This is a genomic window from Chitinophaga sp. 22308, assembly GCF_052045305.1.
Classification (GTDB): domain Bacteria; phylum Bacteroidota; class Bacteroidia; order Chitinophagales; family Chitinophagaceae; genus Chitinophaga; species Chitinophaga varians_A.
Window position 1 is genome coordinate 188,720 of sequence record NZ_JBQEOP010000006.1, and the last position, 12,026, is coordinate 200,745.

Consider the following 12,026-nt stretch of genomic DNA (forward strand, 5'->3'; position numbering starts at 1 on the left):
TCTCTGTTAAAAAGTTTCCGTTATTTGATGATTTTGACCACCTTACTTTTTTTGGTCCATCCCCGTCCTTTTGCCACTACAATGTAGCTGCCTGTTTTTAGCGTGGCGCCCATAGACAAAAGGTCCGAAGCCGACGGATGGGCTTTTGCTTCCACTATTTTTCCGGAAGCATCGATAATAGTGATACTCTCTATTTTATCCTGTTTGTCCGCCTTCACGCTGAAAGTGGCGGTAAACGGGTTCGGATATACGTTCAGGTCATTTGCCTGTGAAGGCGCAATACCGGCGGATGTAGTTGTTGCGGCCATCGCTGCTGCGGGCAATGCGACTGCCGTCATGGTCCATTGCTGGTTGTTGCTGCTACTGCCGGACCACTGCGCCAGGTCAGCCCCGTTGGCCGTTTGTCCCAGGCCGTCAAGGTACAGCCCTGTAGCGCGGTTTTTCAGTTTGATGTAACTGCCTGTCGATTCCAGCTTCCACTGCTGGTTGTAACTGCTGCTGAAGGCCCACTGCCCCGCCACAGATCCGTCAGCCGTTCTGCCCATCCCATCGAGGTACAGGCCGGTAGCACGGTTTTTCAGGCGTACGTAGCCATCGGCCGCCTCTACGGTCCACTGCTGCGCATCGCTGCCGCTGTTGGCCCATTGCCCTGCATTGGCGCCGTTGGTGTTTCTGTAGATGCCGTCTGCCAGCAGGCCGGTAGCGCGGTTTGCCAGCCTCACATAACCGGGCGTATTGCCGGCGGCCTGCATGAGCGTGGAAATGGTTTCCTGGTCCAGTATCACACCGGTGGCCCGGTCGTACAACTGTTTGTTGATGTCCCAGTAGATAGGAATAAGCCCTTTGGCTCTTGCGGAACGTACGAGGTAATCGTAGAAATGCTGCCGGGAAGCCTCGTGCAGCAACTGGTCGGACGGTGGGCTGAGCGTTCTTTTCACGGCGGCAAACTCCCCGATGATCACGGGTATCCCTTTATCAATGAATTTCGTTTTCATGAGGCTCAGCTCCGAGTCCATATAACTCTCCTCTCCCCAGGTGGCGTTCCGGTAGGTGTCCGTAGAGGAATGGTAGTTGGCACCCCAGTAGTAGAACATTTTGCCCCAGGATTCATCCTGTGTGATGATCGCAAATTGGGAAGGATCGTAGTAGTGTATCTCCATCATCAGCCGGTTGGCGATGGGGTCAGTAGGCAGGGTGTTCATCAGCGTGTTCGTCTTGTCGATGTTGGTGCTGGGCCCCTGAACGATCAGTGTACGGGAACTGTTGTTGCCGCCGGTGGCCCGTACGGCGTTGACAAATGTCTGATGGTAAGACAACAATACAGACATGCCTGTGGCATCGTTGACAGCCGGCTCATTGGCACTGGCAAACAACAGATGTTCATTATAGTTTTTAAAAGCGTTGGCGATCTGCGTCCAATAGTTCTGCTGTTTGGCATTTACCTGTTGCTGTGCCGCCGGGGTGACGTTATTTTCCAGCCAGCCGTTGTCCCAATGGATGTTGACGATGACATACAGGCTGTCGCGCATGCAGTAGTCCACCACCTCTTTTACGCGGGCCATCCAGGCCGGATCTATCACACCGTTGGTGCTGTGGCAGTCCCAGGAAACGGGCAGCCGGACGGTATTAAACCCGGACGCTTTCACGGCATCGATAGTGGCTTGTGTGACAGCGCCGCCCCATGCGTTTTCCCCACAAATGGCTTCCAGCGTGTTCCCCAGGTTCCAGCCCATTTTCATTTTACTGGCAATAGACTGTGCCGTGGGCAATTGGGCCGACAGTTGCAGGCCCGCAAAAAGAAGTAGCAGCAGTTGCATCGCTATGCGCATGCAACTCTTAATGTAGTGTTTAACATTTGAACGTGGCATAATAAAACGGTTATAGTTTGAGGATATTGATTAGAAAGACATCGTTTTCACGGATGTCAATTGTTTTTGTAAATGCCTCATTTTCCTTCACCGATATAATGGCGCGCGATACCGGCGCGCCGTTATTCTGCTGCTTTATCAGCTCCACCTGCTGCCTGTTGAGCTGCGCAGGGCTGCCCATCGACAGGTAGGTGGTATAAGCGTCGTTGCTGTTGTATCCCACTTTATACAGTTCCACCGCATATTGCCCGGCCGCCATGCCGGCAATATTCAGCTGTAGTTTTCCTTTTGCTTTTGAAGGAAGATCACGGATATAGTATCGCTGGTTATGTACGGAGTCACCCGGATGGGTATTGGTAAAATCCCACACCAACGCCTGTACGTTGCCCGAACTGTCGCGGCATACCCAGGACGAAGCATCCTTGTTGGCCAGTTCCGTGCTGCCCAGCCGGTGCAAAAACTGGTAGGCATAAAACACCGGTTTGTTGATACCCTGAATGGTAAGCATTCCAAAACCGCCATGGAAGGGCGTAAACCGTGGTCCGGGTTCTTCGAAAATATCCGTGAACACCCAATAGGACATGGAGTTGGCGGCATTGCCCACCTGCTTCAGTTTTTGCAGCACATACGCCGCTTCATGGTAACTGTCATGGATAGGATCTGCAGGTGTATAGGAAGCGCTCCATTCGGTGTAGTGCAGTTCCAGTCCCGGCATTTTCGACGCAGCAATTTCCGCGCGCGATTGCAACACATCGCCACTGACGCTTGCGGGATTTTTATCGAGCACCGTACCGGAACGGCCAAATTCATCAAGGTATCCCTGTTTTACGCCGTAGGCATGCGTGCTGATAAAATCCAGCGGCACTTTATGTTGATAACAATAGTCGATCATCTCAGGCTCCCAGGCTGCTCCTGCCGTACCGGGACCGCCTACACGATAAGCGGGGTTCACATTTTTTATGCCTCTTGCGGCATGTGTGTACAGTTTAAAATAATCCGCCTGGCTGCCCGCCCAGAAACCATCCAGGTTAGGTTCATTCCACACTTCAAAGTACCAGCTCTTCACTTCCTCTGCTCCATACCGCTCTGTAAAATGCGCCACCAGGTTTTGAATCAGCTTCTCCCATTTCTCATAGTCACGGGGCGGCGTTACGTTGCCGCGCCACCAGAAAATGGTCTTAGGCCCGCTGGCCAGTGCGGAAGGCATAAAGCCCAGCTCCACAAAAGGTTTCATACCGATGCTGTGCAGAAAATCAAACAGCACGTCTATGTACATATAGTTGTATTGCGGGTTGCCTTTTTCGTCCTGGGTGTAAACGGCCATTTCATCGCCCAACAGGCCATGCATCCGGATATAGCGGAAGCCGCATTCTTTCCTGACATAAGCCAGCTGCTGCTGCCAGTCGGCACGAAGCCCTTCTGCAGCGCGGCCTGCGCCCACACATGCATTGAGCATGGCGGGCAGCGGTCCGGCTGTTTTTCTGAGGTCAACATTTATTGCTCGATCCTGATTATGGTCTTTTTGTGCAGTAGCCGTTTCCGCAATTAGCAGAAACGCTGCCATCATCACATACCAGTGTTTCTTCATGTTTTTATTTTTGTTCAACAGTTTATTCTTTCCAGACAAGCACCCCGCCTGGCTTTATGTTTTTTTCGCCGATCAGTATTTTGGCAGATGCGCCCGTATTCATGTTATAATCATCAGAAGAATAGTTCACCGCCACATAAAAACCATCTCTCCAATAAACAAACACCCCGGGCGGGTAATCCTCTGTGGTGGCTCCGGTAGCGGTATAAATATCCCGCAGCACGTCTTTTTCCAGCTTTGCATCGTCGGTGTCTACCCCGATGTAGGTAACAGTGCCTTTGCCCAGTCTGCGTTTTACCACAGCGGCTGCGCCTTTGTAAAACTGATCGTTGTAGATAGCCAGCGCCTCAGTGTTTTTATCCGGCTGAAGCAGGTCGCCCCAGTTGTTCCAGTTGTAATGGCCGGACTTCGTTTGTATGTCCCCGTAATACTGGTCGGGCAGCATATCGAAGGAACTGATGCGGGCGCCTATCAGGCCCGACAGCGGCGCGGCCCAACCGGCTTCCCAGAGATTGCCTGCGCGGGTTTTGGTCGCCGTACGGCAGGTAATGATCAGCTGCCCGCCATTGGCCGCATAGGCCTGCCATTTTTTGATCAGGCCACTGTCTACCAGTTCATAGGCCGGTACGATCACCACCTTGTATTTAGATAAATCAGCTGTTTCCGGCACCACATCTGCCTGTGCGCCGAAGGATTTCGCTATCTGTAAAAATTTGACCGGGTAATTCCAGGTGTCCCATTGCCTGGTTTGGCGCTGCTGATCGAAAGACCAGTAGTTTTCCAGGTTCCAGAGCACGGCAGTGGAACGCTTCGCCAGTTTCTCCGGCAACGCCGCTTTGGTATCGGCTTCCTTCCGCAGGATATCCATCTCCTTCATGAACTGCATATAGTCGTGGCCACCGGGTGATGGCGTCACACCGTCCGTTTCCATAATTCCGGAATGATATTGTTCCGCGCCATAGTTGATCTGGCGGAAACGATAGGAACAGGCGAGCTTTCCACCGGCAGCAAAAATGTGGTACAGCCACATACGCACCGTACCGGGCAACGGCAGCGGCGTGAAGTTGCCCCAGTTAACCGTTCCGGGTTGTATCTCCATGGCGCCGGTAACACCGCCCACAGATTTATAGTACTCCGCAGCAAAAAGGATCACATTGCTGTTGCCCAACCGGAAACCCTGCTTCCCGATATTGTGCGTACCACCGTTGGGATAAGCAGTATACGTGGCGAAGTCCAGCAGCTTTGTACGCCGCGGATCTGCACCAGGCGATACGGCGGTATAGTTGGTAGTAATAAACTGATGTTGCGAAATATTGTTGCGTAACGTGCGCGCCTGGAAATCGAGGTATTCCGCCTGCGCATCTGCCATATAACGTTTAAAATCGAGCACGGCATGCGGGTTACTGCCCCACCAGCCCACCAGGTCCACATTGGGAATAATGACCTGGTCAAAACTGTTGTACCACTGGCTCCAGAAAGCAGTACCCCACACGGCATTCAGCGTATCGATGGAATGATATTTATTTTTCAGCCATTGCCGGAAAGCATCCTGCGAAGCGGGACTGAAATCGGGCTTTGCATCAGGTTCATTGTCCAGCTGCCAGCCGATCACGTTTTCATTGTTGCCGTAACGTTGCGCCATTTTAGTGACGATGGTTTCCACCAGGCGATGGTACACGGGGCTCACCACAGAGCCAAGGCCGCGGGTGCCATGCTCACCGCGGATATAGCGGCTGTTCATCTGGAACGTTTCAGGGTACTGGTAACGAAGCCATGCCGGCGGTGTGGCTGAAGGCGTACACATCACCACTTTCAGGTGATACTTTGCACAAAGGCCCATCACTTTATCCAACCAAACGAAGTCAAACTTCCCCTCTTCCGGTTCCATTCTGCTCCATGCGAATTCCGCGAGGTGTACAAATTCAAAACCCATCTCCGAAATTCTTTTGATATCCCGTTCCCAGAGATTCGGGTCCCAGTGTTCGGGATAATAATAAATACCTGTCGTGATCAGGCGCTTAGCAGGAAAAAAGGGATGGTCCTGTTGGGAGAAAGCCTGTGACACCGTGAGTACCACCAATAGCCACAACAAAATGCATTGCTTCATTTACCAGATTTTATAATTAAACGATCATTTTATTTTGACGACCCTGATATTGTCGATGGCCGCGTACAGCCCGGTGGCCGTAGGACCAGCGGAGAAATTGGCCGTTTGGATATTTACCGGGCCGGCGCCGGTGTTAGTCAACAGCGCCGTCAGATCGGTGGCACTGGTGCCTTTGCCGTCATTGGACCGGAAGCTGCTGAATGGAATGGTCACTGTGCGCCAGCCTTTGGTCACATAGCTGGCAGTAGTGCCGGTGGCGGTCAGCCACGGTTCGTAACGCGCCATGAAATCCCGGGAATCCCGGATCACATAGATGGTGGTGCCATTCCAGGCGGTGGGCACGTTGATTTCAAATTTAAAGGCATACGTGTCCGGCGAAGCCTGTAAGCTGTCCTTAGGCACCCACTGAACTTCGTTGGTATTAATACTGCGCTGGCTGCCCCACCAGACGCCATCGCCGCCGGTGAGCACGCCGTTCTTCAGCACGGCGTAGGTGCCTCTGTTGCCCGGGAAGTCAGTTCCTGTACTTTCCAGGTTGGTGCCCCAGCTGAACGGGTTGATGTCATCAAAGTTGCAGAGCATGCCGGTGGTCAGGTCATTGACATTGTATTTTGTGGAATCTGCGCCGGACTTTGTCACCACTGCTGCTTTACCGCTATGGCCCAGCTGCGGCAGCACAAAGCCGATGGACGTTCCGTCACTGGCCGCAGTGAAGTCTTTGATCTCTGTGCCGGCAAACGTTACGTGTTGGGTAAAAAAGAAATTGGTGCCGTACAGGTACACAGAATCGCCGGCGAGGGCGTTTTCATTGGAGATACCGGTGATGGCCGGCGGCGGCGCTACGATGTTGAAGGTAAAAGTGGCCGTGCCGTGCGGCGTGATGCAACGGATAACGTTCAAATTGTCTGCCGTAACATCCGGGAAAGGTATCACCGCCGGTATCTGCATCACGGCGCTGGTATCGGAAAACATCACGCTCTTGATGCTGGCGGGCACCCCGTTAAACGTTACCTGCAGGGCATCCTGCAGGCCGCGGCCGGACAGCACCACCCATTGGCCGGGCAGTGCTGCGGTTAGCAAGGTATCATCCGGCGAAGCCGCATAATTTCTAACGTGTGTGATAACAGGTCCGCTTCCGTCCCTGTCTTTTTTACAGCCGGTTTGCACCATCGCCATTATTCCCGGGAGCAACCATAACAGTAACCTGCTGCATGTATGTGAGATGAATTTATTCACTGGAATACGTTTTAATGCTTAGTAATAGGATACCGGAGGCTCCAGCAGTTTCGGATTGGCAGTCACTTCGGAAGAAGGTACCGGGAACGAAAAGCTGTGAATGGTCGCTGGAGTGATCACTCCGTAAGGGCTGGCAGGCGTCACCACATTGTCGGTGTAGGTGAAAGTCACGCGCGCCTCTCCGTTTAATTTGCTGATGGCTTTTGTGGGATTGTAATACGACAACCGCACCAGGTCCGTCCAGTACTGCCCTTCTGCCGCCAGTTCGATCCTGCGTTCTATCAGCACGCTGTCGGCATCTATGGAGGGAGCAGGGCTCACGCCTGCCCTTTCGCGTACCTTATTAAAATACAAGAGCGCATCCGCATCGCTGGTGGACGCATTGTTGCCCAGCACGGCCTCTGCATAGATGAGGTACACGTCTGCCAGCCTTAGTAAGGCGTTATGTTCCGTAGAAGACGACAGTGTCATCGTGGGGGCATTGTTGTCCTTGTTGGTCCCGATGATATGCTTCTTCAGCCCGCAGTCACCGGTAAAATGATAACCGCCACCAGCTGCATTTAGCTCTGCATAATAGTCCCCTTTCAGCATGAAAGTAGCCTTACGCCTCACGGAATCCTGCGTGACATAACTTTTAAACAGGTCTACCGTAGGACGGATACTAAACCATCCCGGCTGTCCGTTGGCCGATATTTCTGCTCCTCCCGGAGAATAGATCTGCAGCATATTCCCTTCCAGCCATGCGCCGCCGGGCGCCCATTGCAGGGCGAACAAAGATTCGGGGTTGTCATTGAACTGCGTTTTAAAAAGGTCCGCATAGTTGCGCAACAGTGATAAACCGCTGTTTTTACACACATTGCCCGCATATTTTTTCGCACTGTCCAGCAGCGCCTGGTCGCGGTTACCTGAGTGGTTAAGGCCTGCCGCCGTCAGGTATACCTTGCCTAACATGCCCTGCGCCGACCAGGTGGTGAGCCGCCCCGCCACATCGGCTGATGGCAGGTTTTGCGCCGCAAAGGTCAGGTCGTTGATCACAAAACGGAATACATCCTCCGTCTTGATCCGGTTGACCAGCGGAGAGATGACCAGTTTACTGTTGTCTTCGATCACCGGCACTGCGCCCCAGTGCACCGCCAGGTTGTAGTACGCGAAACCGCGTATGAAGCGGGCCTCTGCTATCGCCGCATTTTTGTTCGCAGCTGCAATACTGTCCGGCGCTTTCTGTTTGATGGCATTGATGGTAATATTGCAGTGCGCAATGATGTTATACATTGCCTTCCAGTTGGACACCATTATGCCGTTCAACCCGGTAACGGAAAACGTATTCAGCTGCACTGCATCTCCCCAGTAACCAACGGCCAGGTTGCCGCTCAGCACATCGCCTACCGGCAGGTAACAGGTGTAGTTCCAGTCGCCCCAGGGTGAACCGGCATACAATGCGGCCGTGGCCAGCCGCAGGTCGTTCGTGGACTGGTAGAAATTGTCCGCGCTGATCTGTGACAATGGCGGACGGTCCAGAAAACCTTTTGAACATCCTGCCAGCACTGTCACCATTATCTGGCAGAACAATATTTTTATGATAGACTTCATGATAATCTCCTGTTAAAGTGAATTACATTATTTGGTCAGCTTTACATTGGCGCCTATGGTAAATACCCTTGGCTGCGGGTAAAACCCATTGTCAATACCAGCGCTCAACGGGTCCCAGGAGCCGATTTCAGGGTCCATACCAGAGTAATTGGTTATGATAAACGCATTGGAAACATTGACATAGAGCCGCAGGTAGTGAACACGGATTTTACTGAGCAGCTTCTCCGGCACAGCATAACCCAGCGAGATGTTCTTGCACCGCAGGAACGTGCCGCTTTCCACAAACTTGTCGGAGTTGCGGTTGTTATCGTTGGTGTTATCATTTCTGAGGCCAACGGTCCTGGTGTCCGGATTTTTAACATACACGTTCTTAATATCCGTTGAAGAACCGGCCGGATCTATCAGTCCCAGCTGCGCATAGTCCATGAGCGAACGGAGATAACCGAAGCTGGTGCCGGGGTAATCACCGTTTATCCGTAGCTGGTTAAACACCTTGCTGCCGATGTTGGCATTGAAGAAAATATTGAGATCGAAATTTTTATAGGAGAAGGTGTTATTGAGTCCGATCTGATATTTGGGAATGGGCGACCCCAGAAAGGTCTGGTCATACTCATTGATGATGCCATCGCCATTAATATCTTTGAACTTCAAATCGCCGTACCAGATGCTGCCGCCGGCCGCGCCCACCGGCAGGCGCACGCCGTTCTTCACCGGCAACGCATGGGTTTCAAAATCTTTCGGGCTGGCAAATACACCGCCATCAATGACGTATCCGTAGAACTCTCCAATGGAGCGGCCTACCACCGTTTTGCTGTATGGCCTGTCCAGGGACGCACCGTCGGTATTCAGTTTGATCACCTCATTGATATTGCGCGACACCGTGACGTCCGTTTTCCAGGTGAAGTTTTTACGCTGGATGTTGGTGGAGCTGATCCTGAAATCGAAACCTTTGTTATTGACTGTTCCGATGTTCACAAAGGGAGCGTCCAGGGAGCCGGGGGCCCAGCCGATGGCCGTTCCGGAATACAGCGGCAGTGGGATCTGCATCACCAGGCCGTCTGTTCTGCGGTTGTAAAAATCAACCGCGAAATTCAGCCGCCAGTTAAACAATGTTCCATCCAGCCCTATGTTCGTGTACTTGGTTTTCTCCCACTGTACGTAAGGATTGCCTACGTTGACAGTGAGCTGCGCCACCCCGGTGAGGCCCGTTGCCACGGTAGTGAGTGTGGAAGTGTAGGCATAGTCCCTGATGTTCTGGTTGTTGGTCAGGCCATATCCCAGTCTCAATTTCAGGTCGTTGAGCTGTTTGGCAGACTGTAAAAACGCCTCGTTTTTCAGTTTCCATGCAAACGCGCCTGACCAGGTAGTTACCCAACGGTTCTCCGGCGCGAACTTGGAAGACCCGTCAGCACGGACGTTGGCGGTGAACAGGTATTTGTCATTGACCCCCACATTGAGCCGGCCGAAATAGGACTCCTGCGCGTTCTGCCCTTTAATGCCGGTGTTGGCCGCCGTGGTAGGGTCGCCGCTGCTGATGACCTGTACGTTATTAGAGGGAAAATTGGAGCGGGTAGCGCTGGTCGCTTCGTTGGTACTTAACTGCGCCTCATGGCCCAGCAACAAATTCACATTGTATTTCTTTTCAAACAGGTGTGAATAGGTGAGAAAATTCCTGACCGTAGTGAACTGGTTCTGATTGTAGATATAGGCGCCGCTGTTATTCGTATTTTTTACCAGTCCAAAGACATAGGTCGGATTAAAGCGGTCTTCCGTGGCCATGGAGAAGTTCATGGTGGCTTCGTTCCTGAGCACAAAGTCTTTCAGGAAAGAGATCTCCGCGTACAGGTTCCCGAAGACCTGGTTCCTGTTTACCTCGTCTTTATTGATCAGCGCGATGGCATAGGGATTCACGGTACTGTTGACCCAGCCGTTGGGATTATAGGCGCCTCCCCAGCTGCCATCTGTATTTTTCACGGCGATGTCCGGCGTTTGGCTCAACGCCGTATTGATCACATTGGAGCTGGTGGAGTTCACCTTTTCCTTGATATTGATCAATTGCAGGCTGGTGCCTATTTTCAGCCAGTCGGTCGTTTTATTGTCGAGGTTCAGTCTTACCGACAGCCGTTTGAAGTCGGACCCGAGGGCGATACCTTCCTGTTTAAAATAGGAGCCGGACAAGAGATATTGTGTTCTGGCATCGCCGCCGTTCACCGTCAGCGAATGGTTGTACATGGGGGCGTTTCTGAAAAGCTCCTTCTGCCAGTCGGTACCTTTGCCAAGGTATTGCGGATTGGCGAACTCCTCACGGGTATCAAATCCCCATCCCAGGCCTTTGTTGCGCTCGTTGATGAAAGTGGCATATTCCCGCAGGTCCATCAGCGGCAGCCTTTTAGGCAGCTGCTGAAAGCCGGTGTACATATCATACATGATAGCAGGCGGAGCGATCAGCCCTCTCCTGGTAGTGATGACGATCACGCCATTGGTGGCCTGAGAGCCGTAGATGGCAGTGGCCGAGGCGTCTTTCAGGACATCGATGGATTCAATTTCGGAAGGATTGATGCCGGCGAGCGGGTTGGTGCCGGCGCCCGGTGAGGCCGTGCCACCGATGATCACCCCATCGATGACGTACATGGGAGCAGAAGCCCCGAACGAAGAGATACCGCGGATCTGCACAGATACGGCACCACCAGGCTGACCGGAGATCTGTTGTGCCACCAGTCCCGGCACCTTTCCCTGCAAAGCCTGGTCGAAAGTGACCGGCTGCGTTTTCCGGATTTCATCTCCCGTAATAGAGGAGATGGCGCCGGTAACATCCTTTCGTTTTGTTTTACCATATCCGATCACCACCACATCTTCCAGCTGGGAAATATTTTCCGCCAGTTCCACTTTGACGGTGGCAGCGTTGGTGAGCGTTATTTCTTTCTTTTGGAAGCCCATCATGGAGACGACCAATACATTGCCTGCCGATGCTTCGATGACAAACCTTCCGGCAGCATCGGTGACAGCATGACGGCTGGTATTTTTCACAATGACAGACGCACCCGGCACCGGGGTCGCGTTTTTTGGATTAGTGACAATCCCGTTTATTCTGGAAGTTTGGGCGAAGCCATGGAAGCTGAAGAGTATGCCCCATAGCAGCCATGCAGACAGCATTGCCCGAAAGCGATTTATTTTGGTTGAGTACATAATGTTTTCTTTTAGATGGCGAAAATTCCTGTTATTCACCTGCAGGGGCCCCAAAGCAATCGGATGGAAATCCGATTGCATAGTGTTGAATACATAAAGGGGTATTACTGATTGTGCAGCATGTGAGGGTCATTAAATGAGCATCGCCGGCGGCGTGTCGATTGTTCCCGGTGAACCGCATCTTCACCAGGAACGAAACACCATCCGGCGATATCTTTAGAAAACAAGAACGGGATAAATAGAATATCCGGTACAGGCAAAGGGACAGTAAATGCTTTCCATAGAGCAATAAGTTTTCGCAGGCCGTTGCGGCCCTGTAACAGTTGAAATTTCATATACGTGGATTAAGTGTTGTAAAAATAGGATGCTGTGTCCGTATTGATGGTACCCTATTGTTTCAATCAGAGGGCTGATTTGTTACAAACACCTGTTTTTATGGCCTTGCTGCGTC

The 12,026-nt window shown here is 52.3% G+C and carries 7 protein-coding genes; all 7 read right to left on the reverse strand.

Annotated elements, in window-relative coordinates:
* Positions 1–20 precede the first annotated feature (20 nt).
* The 7 genes from ACTJJS_RS24605 to ACTJJS_RS24635 all read right to left on the reverse strand — a co-directional run bounded on the left by ACTJJS_RS24605 (position 21) and on the right by ACTJJS_RS24635 (position 11,910).
* On the reverse strand, positions 21–1,868 hold the full coding sequence (locus ACTJJS_RS24605; protein ID WP_440665778.1) for a cellulase family glycosylhydrolase: 1,848 nt from the start codon (positions 1,866–1,868) through the stop codon (positions 21–23).
* A gap of 10 nt (positions 1,869–1,878) precedes the next feature.
* A complete protein-coding gene (locus ACTJJS_RS24610; protein WP_440665780.1) occupies positions 1,879–3,456 on the reverse strand; it encodes a GH39 family glycosyl hydrolase in 1,578 nt (525 codons plus the stop codon).
* Positions 3,457–3,478: 22 nt separating this feature from the next.
* Positions 3,479–5,563 (reverse strand): beta-galactosidase, encoded by a 2,085-nt coding sequence (locus tag ACTJJS_RS24615; protein WP_440665782.1) that lies wholly within the window; start codon positions 5,561–5,563, stop codon positions 3,479–3,481.
* Positions 5,564–5,587: 24 nt separating this feature from the next.
* Entirely contained in the window at positions 5,588–6,799 is a 1,212-nt protein-coding gene (locus ACTJJS_RS24620) for a glycan-binding surface protein (protein WP_440665784.1), read from the reverse strand.
* A gap of 18 nt (positions 6,800–6,817) precedes the next feature.
* A complete protein-coding gene (locus ACTJJS_RS24625; RefSeq protein ID WP_440665786.1) occupies positions 6,818–8,389 on the reverse strand; it encodes a RagB/SusD family nutrient uptake outer membrane protein in 1,572 nt (523 codons plus the stop codon).
* A 27-nt stretch (positions 8,390–8,416) separates the two neighbouring features.
* The gene (locus tag ACTJJS_RS24630) at positions 8,417–11,542 is read right to left on the reverse strand and encodes a SusC/RagA family TonB-linked outer membrane protein (protein WP_440665788.1); all 3,126 of its coding nucleotides are present in this window, start codon (positions 11,540–11,542) and stop codon (positions 8,417–8,419) included.
* Positions 11,543–11,679: 137 nt separating this feature from the next.
* Positions 11,680–11,910 carry a hypothetical protein gene (locus ACTJJS_RS24635; RefSeq protein WP_440665790.1) on the reverse strand — a complete coding sequence of 77 codons (231 nt, stop codon included), beginning with the start codon at positions 11,908–11,910 and terminating at the stop codon, positions 11,680–11,682.
* Positions 11,911–12,026: the final 116 nt, after the last annotated feature.